At 50.7% G+C, this 16998-nt stretch carries 15 protein-coding genes; 9 read left to right on the forward strand and 6 right to left on the reverse strand.

The window, feature by feature from the left end; genetic code table 11:
- The first annotated feature begins 2 nt into the window (after positions 1–2).
- The 4 genes from argG to argH all read left to right on the forward strand — a co-directional run bounded on the left by argG (position 3) and on the right by argH (position 4586).
- Positions 3–1190, forward strand: coding sequence for an argininosuccinate synthase (gene argG / locus ACO1NT_RS02000; RefSeq protein ID WP_449046720.1), 1188 nt, complete (start codon positions 3–5; stop codon positions 1188–1190).
- The gene (gene argC, locus ACO1NT_RS02005; RefSeq protein WP_449046722.1) at positions 1191–2210 is read left to right on the forward strand and encodes an N-acetyl-gamma-glutamyl-phosphate reductase; all 1020 of its coding nucleotides are present in this window, start codon (positions 1191–1193) and stop codon (positions 2208–2210) included.
- A 4-nt stretch (positions 2211–2214) separates the two neighbouring features.
- Positions 2215–2799, forward strand: a complete 585-nt coding sequence (locus tag ACO1NT_RS02010; protein WP_449046724.1) for a Crp/Fnr family transcriptional regulator — start codon at positions 2215–2217, stop codon at positions 2797–2799.
- Positions 2800–3251: 452 nt separating this feature from the next.
- Positions 3252–4586: an argininosuccinate lyase gene (argH, locus tag ACO1NT_RS02015; RefSeq protein ID WP_449046726.1), complete on the forward strand. Its 1335-nt coding sequence runs from the start codon at positions 3252–3254 to the stop codon at positions 4584–4586.
- A 24-nt stretch (positions 4587–4610) separates the two neighbouring features.
- Here argH and ACO1NT_RS02020 read toward each other — a convergent pair whose 3' ends face one another.
- Positions 4611–5684 carry an aldose epimerase family protein gene (locus ACO1NT_RS02020; protein ID WP_449046727.1) on the reverse strand — a complete coding sequence of 358 codons (1074 nt, stop codon included), beginning with the start codon at positions 5682–5684 and terminating at the stop codon, positions 4611–4613.
- Positions 5685–5697: 13 nt separating this feature from the next.
- Entirely contained in the window at positions 5698–6879 is a 1182-nt protein-coding gene (galK, locus tag ACO1NT_RS02025; protein WP_449046728.1) for a galactokinase, read from the reverse strand.
- A 124-nt stretch (positions 6880–7003) separates the two neighbouring features.
- Here galK and ACO1NT_RS02030 point away from each other — a divergent pair, with 124 nt between their 5' ends.
- Positions 7004–8872, forward strand: a complete 1869-nt coding sequence (locus ACO1NT_RS02030) for a CocE/NonD family hydrolase (protein WP_449046729.1) — start codon at positions 7004–7006, stop codon at positions 8870–8872.
- A 24-nt stretch (positions 8873–8896) separates the two neighbouring features.
- On the opposite strand, the gene vapC is transcribed toward ACO1NT_RS02030, so the two are convergent.
- Together vapC and ACO1NT_RS02040 are read right to left on the reverse strand one after the other, a co-directional pair.
- Positions 8897–9310 (reverse strand): type II toxin-antitoxin system VapC family toxin, encoded by a 414-nt coding sequence (vapC, locus tag ACO1NT_RS02035; RefSeq protein ID WP_449046730.1) that lies wholly within the window; start codon positions 9308–9310, stop codon positions 8897–8899.
- A complete protein-coding gene (locus ACO1NT_RS02040) occupies positions 9307–9498 on the reverse strand; it encodes a type II toxin-antitoxin system VapB family antitoxin (protein ID WP_449046731.1) in 192 nt (63 codons plus the stop codon). The genes vapC and ACO1NT_RS02040 overlap by 4 nt, the downstream gene beginning before the upstream one ends.
- Before the next feature lie 130 nt (positions 9499–9628).
- Between ACO1NT_RS02040 and ACO1NT_RS02045 the strand changes: the two genes are divergently transcribed.
- A complete protein-coding gene (locus ACO1NT_RS02045) occupies positions 9629–9922 on the forward strand; it encodes an ABC transporter permease (protein WP_449046732.1) in 294 nt (97 codons plus the stop codon).
- Positions 9919–10080: an ABC transporter permease gene (locus tag ACO1NT_RS02050; RefSeq protein WP_449046733.1), complete on the forward strand. Its 162-nt coding sequence runs from the start codon at positions 9919–9921 to the stop codon at positions 10078–10080. The genes ACO1NT_RS02045 and ACO1NT_RS02050 overlap by 4 nt, the downstream gene beginning before the upstream one ends.
- Before the next feature lie 85 nt (positions 10081–10165).
- Here ACO1NT_RS02050 and ACO1NT_RS02055 read toward each other — a convergent pair whose 3' ends face one another.
- Positions 10166–11047, reverse strand: a complete 882-nt coding sequence (locus ACO1NT_RS02055) for a HEPN domain-containing protein (protein ID WP_449046734.1) — start codon at positions 11045–11047, stop codon at positions 10166–10168.
- 136 nt (positions 11048–11183) lie between these two features.
- On the opposite strand from ACO1NT_RS02055, the gene ACO1NT_RS02060 reads away from it, so the two are divergent.
- Both ACO1NT_RS02060 and ACO1NT_RS02065 read left to right on the forward strand, forming a co-directional pair.
- Positions 11184–11897 carry a LexA family transcriptional regulator gene (locus ACO1NT_RS02060; RefSeq protein WP_449046735.1) on the forward strand — a complete coding sequence of 238 codons (714 nt, stop codon included), beginning with the start codon at positions 11184–11186 and terminating at the stop codon, positions 11895–11897.
- Between the two features lie 258 nt (positions 11898–12155).
- Positions 12156–15416, forward strand: a complete 3261-nt coding sequence (locus ACO1NT_RS02065; protein ID WP_449046736.1) for a S41 family peptidase — start codon at positions 12156–12158, stop codon at positions 15414–15416.
- A 202-nt stretch (positions 15417–15618) separates the two neighbouring features.
- On the opposite strand, the gene ACO1NT_RS02070 is transcribed toward ACO1NT_RS02065, so the two are convergent.
- The gene (locus tag ACO1NT_RS02070; RefSeq protein ID WP_449046737.1) at positions 15619–16998 is read right to left on the reverse strand and encodes an NADH-quinone oxidoreductase subunit N; all 1380 of its coding nucleotides are present in this window, start codon (positions 16996–16998) and stop codon (positions 15619–15621) included.

A 16998-nucleotide genomic window follows, 5' to 3' on the forward strand; every position in this document is an offset into this window, starting at 1 on the left:
AAATGAAGAAAGTCGTATTAGCGTTTAGTGGTGGGTTAGACACCTCGTTTTGCTGTATTTACCTCTCAAGAGACCGCGGACTGGAAGTCCATTCGGTGATTGTCAACACCGGTGGTTTTTCCGCAGAAGAACTTGCGCAAATCGAAAAACGCGCTTATGCATTGGGTGTCAAGTCGCATGCCGTGGTGGATGAAACGGAAAACTATTACGACAGTAGCATCAAATACCTCATTTTTGGCAATGTGCTGAAAAACGCTACCTACCCCCTATCGGTCAGTGCAGAACGGGTAAGCCAAGCAACAGCCATTGCGAATTATGCCAAGAAAATCGGCGCAGAATATGTGGCACATGGCAGTACCGGCGCCGGCAACGACCAGGTACGGTTCGACATGATCTTCAACACGATCATCCCCGATGTGGAGATCATCACCCCCATCCGCGACCTTAAATTGAGCCGTGAGGAAGAAATCGAGTACCTTCACAAACATGGCGTTGAATTCAATGCGGAAAAGGCCAAGTATTCGATCAACAAGGGCATATGGGGTACGTCGGTGGGCGGAAAGGAAACGCTCACCTCGCACGAAACACTGCCGGAAGATGCCTGGCCGACGCCAGTGACAGCAACGGAACCGCGCCGCATTACCCTAACCTTTGAAAATGGCGAGCCGGTGGCATTGGATGGCAATCGGCTTGGTCCGGTGAAGGTTATCCAAGCGCTGCAAGCGATTGCACAACCCTATGGTATTGGCCGTGATATCCATGTGGGCGATACCATCATCGGCATTAAAGGTCGCGTCGGCTTTGAAGCGGCGGCGCCCCTTATCATCATCAAAGCGCACCACACGCTCGAGAAGCATACGCTAACGAAATGGCAATTGAGTTGGAAAGATCAGTTGGCCGCTTTCTATGGCAATTGGATGCACGAAGGACAAATGCACGACCCCGTCATGCGCGATATCGAAGCCTTCCTGCAAAACGCGCAGCAGACCGTGTCGGGCGAAGTCTTCGTCGAGCTGCACCCCTACCGGTTCACCGTCATCGGCATCGAGTCGACGCACGACCTGATGTCTAACGCATTCGGCAGCTACGGCGAGATGAACAACACCTGGAGCGGGGATGATGTGAAAGGTTTCTCCAAGATATTCGGCAACCAGGTATCCATCTGGCATAAAGTGAATGGAGGTAGGTAGATGGATAAAATTAAAATAGGCATTATCGGCTCGGCGGGTTATACCGGGGGTGAATTATTGCGGATACTCATCCACCATCCACATGTGGACATTGTGTTTGCCCATAGCGGCAGCAATGCGGGCAACAGGGTATCTGACGTGCATAGCGATTTGCTCGGCGATACCGACCTGCGGTTTTCCGAGAATCACCATGACGACATTGATGTATTGTTTCTTTGCGTGGGCCACGGCGACTCGCGAAAATTCCTAGAGGCCAACACCATTGCCCCGCATGTTAAAATCATCGACCTTTCGCAAGACTACCGGCTGAGCGCCAACAGGGCGTACCAAGGGCAATCGTTCATCTACGGGCTGCCCGAATTACAGCGCGAAGCCATCCGGCAGGCCCAGTATATTGCCAATCCGGGCTGTTTTGCCACGGGTATCCAATTGGCCCTGCTTCCGCTGGCGACAGCGGGCCTCCTCACGGAGGAAATCCATATCAATGCCACCACGGGATCAACGGGCGCGGGCCAACGGCCAACGGCCACTTCCCACTTCAGCTGGCGCAGCGGCAACCTGTCGATCTATAAGGCCTTTTCGCACCAACACCTTCAGGAGATTAGCGAATCGCTGACGCAGCTGCAACCCGGCTTCCTCCCCGGCGGGGATGAACCCCTGTTACAGCGGGCCATGCAGCGCATCAACATCATCCCCCAGCGTGGCAATTTCCCACGGGGCATCCTATCGGCGATTTATTTGGATTGCCATCTTAGTGAAGACGATGCGCGTGCGCATTATCGCGCATACTATGCGGAACATCCTTTTACGCACATTAGCGACACCAACATCGACCTCAAACAGGTGGTTAATACAAACAAATGCATTTTGCAGGTCGAAAAACATGGCGGCAAACTACTTATCACCAGTATTGTAGACAACCTGCTCAAGGGCGCCAGTGGCCAGGCCGTGCAGAACATGAACCTCATAACGGGTTTGGACGAAACCGCCGGACTTCGATTGAAAAGCGTGGGGTTTTAAGGTTATGTTCACCACCATCAATGACTACGTCAATCGCTGCGGCGTCTTTTCGCCCGAAGACATGGCGGTATTCAACGACCTGCTCAAACCCAAGTCGATCAAGAAAAAGCAGCTCCTGCTACGCGAAGGCGAAATTTGCAATTTCGAGGCGTACATCGCCAGTGGCTGCCTGCGTACCTTTTATATCGATGAAAACGGCAGCGAGGTCATCTTGCAGTTTTCCGTGGAAGATTGGTGGGTGAGTGACATCGGCAGTTTCCATGACCGCACACCCTCACTGCTTTACATCGAAACGATTGAGGACAGTGAGCTGCTCACGCTCAACCCTACCAGCAAGGAGGAGCTGCTGGCCCGTGTACCCCAATTTGAACGTGTATTCCGCCTGATGATCCAGCGCCACCTGTCGGCCGTGGAGCGTAGACTTATCCGCACCATTGCCAAAACCGCCGAAGAGCGGTATGTCGAGTTCATTAAGCAATATCCCAAAATTGCTTTGCGGGTGCCGCAGCATTATATTGCATCATACCTCGGAATGACCCCCGAATTCTTAAGTAAGGTAAGGCGCCGGATGGCTACGCGCAGGGATTGATTGAAGCAAAAAAACGACGCCAAATCCCTCACCTTAGCGCCGTCTCTTTTGCTTAAAATTAAACATCAAAAAAATAGGTTTATAATCAGTTAGCGTGTTTCTCCAGTTTTAAGACCCGGATGTCTACCACTAATTTATGTTTACAATATCGAGTAATTCATGATTCACTCACCTTATGTAATCAAGGCTAAAGGCGTTTGAATCAAACCATTTTCCCCTTTGTTGGTTACAAACGTAACAATATAAACGATACCTGCAAAGCTTTTTTTTAAAAATAAGTGAGTAAACACTCACTGCAAAAATCCAACCGGGTGTTTCCGTGTATTTCGGAGGCATGCATGCCCTACCAAGGAACCACCGGATGTTGGTACACGATGAAATTACCACCACCATGCATATGAATACAGAGCATTTTGCTAAGTTTGGCGTTGAATTTAGATTTTAGCTAACAGATGAAGATTTGGCAAAAAAATACGGACGTGAACGCCTTTGTGGACCGCTTTACCGTAGGCAATGACCGCGAGCTGGACTTAAAACTTGCTGCGGCCGATATTTTGGGTTCGCTGGCCCACACACGTATGCTGCACAGCATCGGCTTGCTGGATAGTCCGGACCTTGCTGCTGTTCAGGCTGGCCTGCGGGAGTTGTATGGGGAGGTTGCTTCGGGGACATTTACGATAGACGACGGTGTGGAAGATGTCCATTCGCAGGTGGAGTTGCTGCTTACCCAACGTGTTGGCGATGCGGGCAAAAAAATCCACAGCGGCCGTTCGCGCAATGACCAGGTGCTTGTGGACTTGAAGCTGTACTTCCGTACGGAAATAGAAACGCTTGTTAAACATACGCAAGCCCTGTTCGATAGGCTTACCATGTTAAGCGAAGCCCATAAGACCGTGTTATTGCCCGGTTACACACATCTGCAGATTGCCATGCCATCTTCATTCGGGCTCTGGTTTGGCGCGTATGCCGAAAGTTTGGTAGACGACCTTGCATTGCTGCACGCCGCTTGGACCGTATGCAACAAAAACCCATTGGGATCTGCCGCCGGTTATGGCTCGTCATTTCCCCTCGACCGCCGGATGACGACCGACCTACTTGGATTCGACGACCTCAACTATAATGTGGTATACGCACAGATGGGCAGGGGGAAAACCGAGCGTATCCTCGCGCAGGGGATGAGTGCTATCGCTGCCACACTCGCTAAATTTGCCATGGACGTGTGCCTCTATATCAATCAGAATTTCGGGTTTATTTCGTTTCCAGACCACCTCACCACGGGGTCTAGCATCATGCCGCACAAGAAAAATCCAGACGTGTTTGAGTTGGTACGCGGACGGTGCAACAAGATACAAGCACTGCCGAATGAGATTGCACTGATGACGACCAACCTGCCTTCGGGTTACCACCGCGACTTACAGTTGCTCAAGGAGAACCTGTTTCCCGCCTTCCAATCGCTCAATGAATGCTTGGAAATCACCACGTTTATGCTTGAACACATCGAAATCAAAAAGAACATACTCGATGATCCCAAGTACGACTATTTATTCAGCGTGGAGGTAGTTAATGAAGAGGTGCTCAGGGGTGTCCCATTCCGCGAAGCGTACCGCAACATCGGCCTGGCGATTGAGGATGGCACCTTCAACCCACAGAAAGTTGTAAACCACACCCACGAAGGCAGCATAGGCAACCTGTGCACCACAGAAATTCGGCAGGCATTTGATCACATGGTGAAGCGTTTCGGTTTCGACCGCGTGCGCGGCGCATTAAACGCCCTGGTTGCGGGATAATCGCCCGATTTACTTCAAGATGATCTATTTCATGACCGAAAACCGATACCTTGTTTCCGACTGGAATACCTGACCCGGTTGCAGCAACGTACTCGGGAATTCCGGTTGATTGGGTGCATCGGGGAAGTGCTGGGTTTCGAGGCAGAATGCTCCGTGCTTGGCATACGGCTCACCCTGTTTCCCTACGTCTTTGCCTGTCAGGAAATTACCTGTATAAAGCTGTACGCCGGGCTCGGTAGTATGCACATCCATTCGAATGCCGGTAAGGGGAGACACCACGGTCGCTATTGAGGCCCCGGCAGCCACCGTTGCCGGGCGTAATATGTAATTATGGTCGTAACCATGGCCAATCCGCAACTGTTCGTCAGCCACGTTAATGTCCTTCCCAATCGGCTTGGCAGTGGTAAAGTCAAAAGGTGTGCCCGCCACCTCAGCCCATTCGCCCGTTGGTATCTGGTATTCATCGCAAGGTAGGTACTTATCGGCCGCGATGGATAGCATGTGATCCAGTACGTTTCCATTTCCCTCACCGTTGAGGTTGAAGAATGCATGGTTGGTGAGGTTGATCACGGTAGGCTTATCTGTTTCGGCCCGATAGGTGATGACCAGTTCATTATGGTCGGTAAGGCGATACTTCACCATCACGGAAAGCCGGCCCGGGAAACCCGCTTCACCATCAGCAGCTACGTAATAGAAATCTACCTTTTCGTGATAAACCAAACGTCGATCCCATACCCGGGTATGGAAACCGCCAGCCCCCCCATGCAAAGCATTCGGGCCATTGTTGGGCGGGATGCTGAACGTTTCGCCTTCAATGGTAAAACGGCCATTGGCGATGCGATTTGCGAATCGCCCCGCGGTTACCCCATGATAAATCTCATCGGCAGCGAGGTACCCCTGTATGCTATCGAACCCCAGCACCACGTCCGTGGGATTACCCGCTTTATCGGGCACGAGAAGCCCTACAACCCGGGCTCCGTAGTCGGAAAGGGCCACGGCCATCCCGCGGTTGTTTTCCAACCTGACGAGGTGGGTGGGTTTGCCTGCAATGTGGTGCTCGAATCGGTCTTCCTCGGGTAGCTTGTAAGGTATCATCATCGGGTATACTAAGTTAATCCTCATTCAAAATCACGTCCGTACCGGCGGAAATATGGGCAATATATGCCTGCGTATCCCGGCCTGTTTTTTCATGGTAAGCAGCAGTAACGGTGTCTACCACGCGTTGTACCTGGTCTACCTTCACCAAATTGATGGTGCAGCCCCCGAACCCACCGCCCATCATGCGGGCGCCGAGCACGGCATCATTATTGCGCACCAGGTCTACCAGGATGTCCAGCTCGTGGCAACTTACTTCATATAAGTGCTGGAGCCCATCGTGTGTTTCAAACATGCGTTTGCCGAATGTGGCGAAGTCGTCTTTTTTCAGGTCGTCGCACCCGTCTTGCAGGCGTTTTATTTCCGAAACGACATAATGGCAACGGTTATACACGGTGGCATCCGCCGGCTTCACATGTTCATCCAGCTGCCGAATGGTTGCATCCCTCAAGCTTTTAACATGCGGATGGTGCCGCTGAATCAATGCCACCCCACGCTCGCATTGTTCGCGGCGTTCGTTGTAAGCCGACGATGCCAGCGAATGTTTCACTTGGGTATCAAACAACACGATGCACAGGTCGGGGTTGTTGAATGGAATATATTCGTAGGAAAAATCGGCACAATCAAGCTTGATGAGCCGTTGTTCCTGTCCGAAAACGCTGGCAAATTGATCCATTAACCCACATTTTACACCCACAAATTCATTTTCGGCTTTCTGCGCCGAAAGCGCAATATCCAGACGGGACAAGCCAAGGTGAAACAACTCATTCAATGCAAATGCCGTAGCGCATTCTAATGCCGCAGAAGACGAGAGGCCTGCCCCTTGTGGAATATCGCCACCGAAAACCAAGTTGAAGCCTCCTAAATGGTGGTCCTGCCGCTGCAATTGCTGGACGACCCCCATGATATAGTCTGGCCACAGTAGCGGTGAGCGCCCCAGCGCACCCAAGTTCGCCTGGAAAGACTCACCCTGGTCCAGTGCGTATAGCTGGATGGCACTATCCGCGCGCTTACCGATAGCCACGATGATGTGCTTATCTATCGCTGCAGGCAACACCAACCCTCGGTTGTAGTCCGTATGTTCACCAATAAGGTTCACGCGGCCCGGCGACCAGACCAGTAACGGCGTAGCGCCATAAAGCGCCGCGTATTTTTCATACACCATACCCTGCAAGGAAATCGTCGTTGTTGTGCTCATGTAGCGTCAGTCAAAATGAGCGCTAAAAGTACGCAAAAATTAAGGCAGTGCAAAAGGGCAGTTTCTGTGAAAAAATACTTGTGAAGAAAAGCCAACATCACTAAGTTTGTAAAAAACCTGTCTTATGCGCAAATTGATACTTCTCGTCTTGGCGGCTGTACTGTATAGTGCTGCCGCCGTGGCCCAGTCGACAGAGGCCGATTATATCCGCCATCATTACACCAAGGTTGAACGGTACATCCCCATGCGCGACGGCGTAAAACTCTTCACATCGATTTACATCCCGAAGGATCATAACCAGCCGTATCCGTTTTTAATCAGCCGCACCCCCTATACCGTGGCACCATATGGCAAAGACAAGTTTAAAACAACCCTTGGCCCTGACTCGGCGTTTGCGCGCGAAGGATACATTTTCGTTTACCAGGACGTGCGTGGAAAATGGATGAGCGAAGGGACGTATGAAGATATCCGGCCCCATGTAACCCAGAAAAACAGCCGTAAGGATATTGACGAAAGTAGCGATACCTATGATACCATCGACTGGCTGCTCAAAAACATCCCGAACAACAACGGCCGTGCGGGCATCTACGGCATTTCGTACCCGGGCTTCTATGCAACTGCGGCACTGCCCGGCGCACATCCGGCGTTGAAGGCGGCATCCCCGCAGGCGCCCGTTACCGATTGGTTCCGGGGCGATGACTTCCACCACAACGGCGCATTCTTCTTGATGGATGCTTTTAATTTCTATAGCCGTTTCGGCGTACCGAGACCCGTACCGTTGACTCCCGACCAGTTCCATGGCGGCGTGTCGTTTGACTATCAGGACAATTACCGGTTTTTTCTGGAGCTTGGCGCGTTGCCGCATATAAAAGAGCGCTATTTCGGCGATAGCATTGGGTTCTGGAACGATCTTATGCAGCATGGCACGCTCGATACGTTTTGGCGGGCGCGGGAAATTGCCCGACACCTTACTGACGTGAAGCCAGCGGTAATGACCGTGGGTGGCTTCTTCGACGCCGAAGATGCCTTTGGTCCGTTCGAGGTGTATAAGACCATCGAGGCCAATAACCCGGATGCCGCGAATTATTTGGTAATGGGGCCGTGGTTCCATGGAGGATGGGTACGCAGTACCGGTAATTTCTTTGGCGACATCCGGTTCAATAAGCCCACGAGCGCTTGGTACCAACGGCAGTTACAGTTGCCGTTTTTCAATTATTATTTAAAAGACAAGGGGACTTTCGATGCCGCCGATGCGACCATCTTCATTTCGGGCAGCAACGAATGGAAACATTTTGACACCTGGCCGCCGCGCCAGACCGTGGAACGTACGTTGTACCTACATGCAAACGGTAGCTTGGGCTTCGAAAAAGAAGCCAATGAAGGGTACGACGAGTATGTGAGTGACCCCGCATCGCCCGTGCCGTACCAAGCGGGCGTACAACAAAAACGTACGCGCGAGTACATGGTGGATGACCAGCGTTTTGCTGCACGGCGCCCAGATGTGCAAGTATACCGATCCGATATGCTCACAGCGGATATTACCCTTGCCGGCCCGCTGGTTGCCAACCTGTTCGTGTCGACCACAGGCACCGACGCCGATTACGTGGTGAAACTGATCGACGAATATCCAGCAGACACCACAGTAGAGGGACTAGGGTATGATGGTAAGAACCTCAGCGGCTACCAGATGATGGTGCGTGGCGAGGTGTTCCGGGGCAAGTTCCGTAATGGTTTTGAGCATCCCGAGCCGTTTGTACCCGGCGAAATCACCTCGGTAAGTTATAATCTACCCGACGTGGGGCATACCTTCAAAAAAGGGCACCGCATCATGATTCAGGTACAGAATTCGTGGTTCCCGTTGGTAGACCGTAATCCGCAGCAGTTCCTCGATATTTACCAGGCCAAGGACGATGATTTCATCAAAGCCACGCACCGCATTTACCACGGTGGCCCCCATGCATCGTACCTTAGGGTACAGTTGTTGCAACCGTAAAAGGGCAAGGCTGATCTATAATGGCTAGCGACGAACTGACCATGTGGATAATTCGCTATGTCCCACCATTAAATCAAAATCCCGATCGACATGCACAAGAGGTACATCATACCATATGGCATAATAAGCAATTAAGCAATCGTTGCTTTTGCGAATGGTGACGCCATGCTTTCGAAGTGACCGGAACAACTCGGCCGTTCCGGTAGTCGCTTGATAACCAGGTATTTCCAATAGTCTGAAATAGGAAAGCGTATCCTTGATCTGTTCGTATTTATTGTCGTGGCGTATACCTTGTAGAACTTCTTGCAATATAGTCGGGGTAATGAATATTTCGCCATCCTCGAGGATGTACGCTTCCAACAAATGAGCTTCTGGCGTAGGTTTTTTGTTAAAGAAATCAATCCATACCGAAGTATCAAAGATTAGCGGTTCTCTCATATACTTCGCAACTGCTCCAAATCACCTTCCCAAGTACCTTTTCCGCGCAACGACAATAGCTGTTTACGTTTCAACGTGGCGACGTATTGTTTCAGGGCTTCATGCACAACGTCTTTTTTTGTTCTCAGCTTACTGATTTGCAGTGCTTGTTTGACCAACTGGTCATCCAATTCAATATTCGTACGCATATTTTATATTTTATGTGTAAATATACTTAAATTTATACACATTGCAAGTTTCACCTGCCCCAACTGTCCGTATACGAACAATGGGTGTTCGGAATCGAACACCAACCGTCAATTACACAAATGTAACGTATTGACAAGCAATAAATTGAAATTTAACTTCGTCGACAAGCAGTTCGAAGCCAAGTACCGGGCCGATCAGCGTGCAGGCTTACTGTTCAACCTCTTCGCCGGCATAGCCATCTTCATCTCTTGTCTGGGCCTGTTGGGACTTTCCACCTGCACCGCGCGCCAACGGGTAAAGGAAATCGGTATCCGAAAAGTGCTGGGCGCAAGTGTGGGTAGTATTGCGCAACTGCAAGCGGGTCGGTCCTACTGGTACTTCTGTCCGTGGTCATCGTCTCACCCGTTGCATGGTGGGGTATGAACAACTGGTTGGACGACTTCGCCTTCCACATCGATATCCAGTGGTGGATGTTTGCGGTAGCCGGGTTAGCGGCGGTAGCGATTACGTTGGCCACGGTGAGCAGGCAAGCGATAAGGGCCGCGCTGGCCAATCCAGTGGACAGTTTACGAGATGAATAGTGCGGTCAAGATGCGGCGAGGAGCCTGGGATAAGATAGGGAAAAAATCGTTGTACCGGATGGAACATATGTGTCTTACCTTCCTATCAGGAAACAACGGTTGCCCGCGGTGTCCCTACCCACTCTTCGAGCTCTGCTATCCGCTTATTGCATAACTCGCCCGCGATGCGCAGCAAGGTGGATACACGATAATAAAGTGCCCAAGCCGCTTCCTCATTAACGGCGAACCCCGCCGCGTACCGACTATCCATGTAGCTGTTTTTGAGCAGATTGAAAAGTGCCTTGTCTTCGGGATTATCCCGTGGAAATACCGAAGCAATTTCGGGCGCCAACGTACTACACAATTTGAGCATCCATGCCAGGTTGTGGGTATTGGGCCGCATATATAACATCACCTTGAGCATGGCCTTACATGCTTGCTCCACGGTTTGGTGCAGCATGAATACCGCCATATTTAATTTATGTTCCATCAAACAAAAACTGGCACAGTCCATGAATTGGCAACTGTTGTTGAACCAACGATGCCAACCTTCCCTTGTTTGTTGTAACAGTGTATCGTGGCACACAAACGTTTTGTTCCTTGGCAGCAAATTGGTATGGCTATAAAGTAATGCTCCGTGCTGGAACACTTTGCAGACGAACGCATGGCCATCGGTTAGGTGTTGCATCGCCTCCGTGTGAGCCATTGCCACAACCGCATACTGTTGCTCTTCCACTTCTATACTATTGGCTTGGTGTTGAATCTCATGCAGGCCGCGTCGTTCGCTATCTTTATATATTAATAGGATATCGGCCTTCAACCATCGTCTGGCGGTTTCGGAGGCGAAACAGTGTGTACGCTGTACTTTATATTGCTGTAACGCGAAACAAAAGATAAATTCCGTGGCCACACGCGTAGTGAGCTCCTTAGCCAATCGACGCAGTGTACGCTGTTGCTCGGCACCGAGGTCATTGAGATGGATTTCCATAGTGGTTGAATTTACGCCCCTGACAATATCATTTTTATTTGCATAGCCTGCCAACTTCATTAAGTTTGTAAGTTACAATACTTACAACACGAAGATACTATCTTTAGATAAATTTTCAATATCAAATCGAGATTAAATGAATAATATCGCGGAATCTATCGATTTACAATCGGAAAAAATTGGGCCCCGCCTTAAAGAAATCCGGAATGCCTTAGGGATGACGGTGGAGGAATTCTACAGCCCGTTGATGAAAGCCTTCAACAATGGCTCATCTATCGAAAACAACAAGCGTAATTTAGGCAAGCGATTGGCAAAGGACATTATCGAATACTATAATATCAATCCCGGATTTCTCGATACCGGCAAAGGCGATAAGGTCCTTAAGGTGCGGCCTTACCACAAGAAGACGTTTCAGCCGCGACCGATAGATCCTGGGGAAAGTGTACCCTTTTTTGATGTCAAACTTACCCAACTACACGCTGGGCTCCCCGACATTTTCAGCGAAAGCACACCTGAATATTATGTGAACTACCGCCCTTTCAACGATTGTGCAGCATATCTTCCCGTTTATGGCGACAGCATGAATCCGCGCTTCGTCAATGGTGAGATCATCGCCGTCAAAGAGGTCATTAACCGCGATGTCATCCTGTGGGGCGAAGCCTACTTGGTTGTCACCGACGAAAGGGCCAATAGCCTAATTACCGTAAGGCTGCTCCATCAGCATGAAGATACGGGTAAAATCATTCTTCGGGCAAGTAACCCGGCATATGGCGGCGACACCGTCATCGATAAAGCCGCCATTGTCCGGCTGTATATTATTAAGGGCAAAATAACGCGTAACCAACTATGACAAACATTAACGCAATAACGAATAGGACAATAAAACAAAAAAAAGAAAAGATTTGAACCGTTGTGGATTTTTTGGCATCGTTTTCGCTATTACCCGGATAGGTTTAGGTTGATAGCCCCTAACCCCATTGGGGCGGCCGTCCTGACGTAAGTCGGGACGGTTTTTTTTATACCCATCCGCTTCTTGCCGCTACTTGCAAATGATTTCCTTAACTTAGGAGCCTGTACCCTTAAGTGATTCAATACATAATCGTATCTCATGAAGAAAACCTGTTTACTCCTTGCCTTATTGTGCAGTATTTTGGTCACTGCCGCGCAGGAAGAAGTACGCCTGCTCCGCTTTCCCGCCGTGCACGGCAGCCAAGTGGTATTTACTTACGCAGGCGACCTCTACACCGCTTCGACCCAAGGGGGCATGGCCCGCCGCATCACCAGCCATCCGGGCTATGAGCTATTCGCCCGTTTCAGCCACGATGGTAAACATATTGCATTCACCGGCCAATACGATGGCAATACCGAAGTATTTGTCATCCCGGCAACGGGCGGTGAGCCCAAACGTATCACCTACACAGCTACCCTCGGCCGGGATGATGTGGCTGACAGAATGGGGCCCAACAACATTGTCATGGGCTGGACCCCAGACGACCAACACGTGATCTACCGAGGCCGCGGCACATCGTTCAACGCATTCAAGGGCAAACTGTATCTCGCGCCAATCAGCGGAGACCTGAGTCGGGAACTCCCGTTTTCGGTTGCCTCTTGGGCATCGTACAATGCCGATGGGACCAAGTTGGCGATGAACCGCGTATTCCGCGAGTTCCGGACGTGGAAATATTACCGGGGAGGAATGGCCGACGATATCTGGTTGGTTGACCCCACGACGGGTGCAACCGAAAACCTGACTGACCATCCCGCGCAGGATGTCTTCCCAATGTATTATAAAAACAACATTTATTTCGTGAGCGACCGTGACCGTACCGCCAACCTGTTTGTCTACGACACGCAGACCAAACAAACCACGAAAGTGACGAACTTCACCGATTACGACGTGAAATTCCCCTCGTTGGGAGGGGATGCTATTGTCTTTGAAAACGGCGGCTATATCTACCTCCACAACTTGCTCACGGGCACAACCGAACAATTGCATATTAATATTGCAGAGGATTTCGCATCAGGTCGTTCCAAACGGGTGGATGCGTCCAAATTTGTATACAGTGCCGACCTTTCGCCCGACGGCAAACGGATTGTGTTTGGGGCACGGGGCGATGTGTTCACCGTGCCGGCCACCACCGGCGTAACCCGCAACCTGACGCAAAGCAGTGGGGCACACGACCGAAACGTGGGGTGGAGCCCCGATGGCCGGTGGGTAAGTTTCATTTCAGACCGCACCGGTGAAGACGAGCTATACGTTCAGCGGCAGGACGGGACAGCCCCTGCCAAACAACTTACCAAGGGCGGAGGACCTTATAAGTTTACCCCTATTTGGAGCCCGAACAGCAAGTACCTTCTCTATGGCGACCGGGGGCAGAACCTGTACGCCGTGGAAGTATCTTCGGGAAACAGTACCCTGGTCGTCCACGCCAACGAGGGCACTGTTGGATCATACACGTTCGCGCCGGATAGCAAATGGATAGCATACACCCTCCCCGGCCGGGCCCGTGAATTTACAGTCATCGAGCTCTTCAACCTCGATAACAAGAAGACCATCCCAGTAACCGATACTTGGTATAATAGTGGTCAACCCGAATTCAGCCCGGACGGCAAACTGCTATATTTCGTATCGCAACGCGATTTTAGTCCAACGTATAGTAGCACCGAATGGAACCACGTATACAACGACATGAGCCGGCCATATTTCGTACGGCTGACCGCAACCGACAAGTCGCCTTTTGCGGAAAAAAGCGACGAGGTATCGGTCAATGACAATGATGGAAACAGCGATAAAGAAAAGGACGATGAAAAAGAGAAGTCACCTTCCGAAAACGATACTACCGTAAAGGTAGACGAAGAAGGATTAGCCGACCGCATCGAGAGCCTCCCCGTGACGCCGGGTTCCTATTACCGCCTCATCGCTACCAACGACGGACTTTATTATTCCAGCCATACGAATGGGGATAGCGGGTTCAAGTTCTTCGACCTTAAAGACAGAAAGGAAACCGACATCGGCAGTTTCGGGAATTATAGTGTAACCACCGACCGGAAAAAAATTCTGATCCGAAACGGCGAGGGTTTTTTCATTGAAAACCTAGGTAAATCAAAAATAACACCCGCTAACAAAGTAGATCTGGATGGCATGAAAGTGACCGTAAACCTAAAAGCGGAGTGGAAACAAATCTACGAGGAGAGCCGGCGCCAAATGCGGGATTATTTCTACGATCCCAATATGCATGGCGTAGATTGGGAAGCGATGCATGACAAATATGCGCCATTGTTGCCCTATGTAAACCACCGTGATGACCTTACCTACCTCATCGGTGAACTGATTGCTGAATTAAATATTGGCCATGCCTATGTGAATAGCGGCGATCGGCCCGACGTAGATCGGATCCAGATGGGACTATTAGGCGCCACACTAAGCCGTGATGCGAGCGGCTACTACCGCATTGACAGCATACTTTCGGGCCAGAGCTGGAACAAGGAATTAGTATCACCACTTCGCGCACCGGGGGTAAATACGAAAGGGGGTGATTATATCATTGCCATCAACGGCACCTCAATGAAAGAAGTGGATAATATCTATCAAATGCTCATCGGTAAGGCTGGCCAATTGGTGGAGATTGAAATCAATGGGACGCCGTCTGATCATGGCGCGCGCAAGGTATTGGTGAAACCGATCAGCGATGAGTCTGCACTTTATTACCACGAATGGGTACAGCAGAATATTGCGAAGGTTGCCGCAGCGAGCGATGGTCGGATTGGTTACGTACATATCCCAGACATGGGACCAGAAGGCCTCAATCAGTTTGCTCGTTATTTCTACCCGCAGTTGGACAAGGAAGCCCTCATCATAGATGATCGGGGTAATGGTGGCGGCAATGTATCGCCAATGATCATCGAGCGGCTGCTCCGTAAACCGGGACTGGGTACCATGCGGCGCAACAGTAAAACCGCCTCTATCAAACCCGATGCACATGTAGGGCCGAAGGTATGCCTCATCGACCAGTATTCGGCCTCCGATGGTGACCTGTTCCCGTGGCAGTTCAAGTATTATGGTATCGGACCGCTCATTGGTCAACGCACGTGGGGTGGCGTAGTCGGTATCAGCGGCTCTCTGCCGTTTATCGACGGCGGGGATATGCGTAAGCCCGAGTTTGCACATTTCGCTGCGGATGGTTCGTCGTTCATTATCGAAGGGGAGGGCGTTCACCCGGATATCGAGGTGGTCAACGACCCTTATCAGGAGTATCGGGGCAACGATACGCAGCTGGCGCGCGGCATCAGTGTACTGCTGGAGAAGCTAGCTGAAGGCGGTGAAACAGGCGTTCCGCCAATCCCTAGTTTCCCCGATAAATCAAAGTAATAGAAATCGTCTTCGGTGGTTTTACACGCAGGTGTGCGGCAACTTTTCTTTTTTCACGCAAAGAACGCAAAGTCTTGTCACGCAAAGTGCGGAAAGTATGCATCTCTGCGTCCTCTGCGCTAACTATCTCGATGCGGGTGCATGTGCGGGGCAGTGGGGCGCATCAAAAGCGAAGCGCCTTCGTGAACTTTGCGTGAACACTTTATATCAGACCGGTAAGCCAGGCCGGATAAATGCCTAACAATAGCGTGATGATTGCTGCGAGGAAAAATACGACGCGGTACGGGCCGCTAACCGCAACAGCATGGCGATCTATCGGCTTGAAATACATGGCCACGATAACCCGGAAATAGTAGAAGATGCCCATGGCTGCGTTAATGGCCGCGAGTATGACCAACAGCACCTGATAATCGGCCAGTACGCCCGAGAACATCATGAATTTCCCCACGAATCCTGCGGTAAGTGGTATACCAGCCAATGACAGCATGGCGATGGTGATGGCCAATGCTAGATAAGGGTTCTTTTTGGCCAAGCCGTTGAACGCTTCAAAATGTTCGCTCCCCGTTGCCTGTTTTACCAACACAAGTGCTCCGAATGCGATAATGGTGGATAGCGAATAGGCGGCAGCATAGAAGAGTACCGATTCGGCCGACGTTGCACCAATGGCAACGATGGCAAAAAGCAAATACCCCGCATGGGAAATACTCGAATAAGCTAGCATGCGCTTCACGCTCTGTTGCGCAATGGCTGTAATGTTCCCGACGAATAGCGTAATGATGGTCATCACCAAGAGTACCGGCATCCAGAAATCCTGCAACGGCACGAAGCAGAAATAGAACAAGCGTAGGAAACCTGCAAAGGCGGCAGTTTTGACCACCGTAGCCATAAATATAGTGACCAATATCGGCGCACCGTCATACACATCAGGTGTCCAAAAGTGGAATGGCGCCGCGCCTACCTTAAATGCCAGTCCAACGATCAGTAACAAAATGCCGGCATAAAACAACGGAGATATCTCGTGGGGGTTGGAAACCACGTAGTCTTTGATTGCCGCCAAGTCAAACGAGCCGCTGGCGCCGTATAGCAGCGCAATGCCGAACAGTAAAAATCCCGTGGAAAACGCTCCCATCAGGAAGTATTTCAATGCCGCTTCGTTGGAAGCGAAATCCTTCTTACGGATGCCTGCCAGGATATACAACGCAACCGACATGATCTCAATACCGATAAACAACATCGCCAGGTTATGGAACGATACCACAAGCACCGCCCCCGTCAGCGAGAACAGGATAAGCGCATAATATTCGGCCACATGGGGACTCGATTTGTCGAAATAATTCTTGGATAACAGCAACACCAAGGCCGTCAACACCACACATACCACTGAAAAAGCCACCGCATAATGATCAAACAACACCATGCCGCTATACAACGGTTCTGCGGTCGCATCCCATTGCATGCCGTAGCACACTACTGTACCTACAAGGCCGAGCAGGGATATCGGCAGGAGTGCTTTATGAGCTTTAAACAACCCTAGATACAGCACCAATATGGCTAACAAAGACAGCGTAATGATTGCACTCAT

Source organism: Parapedobacter sp., from assembly GCF_053550995.1.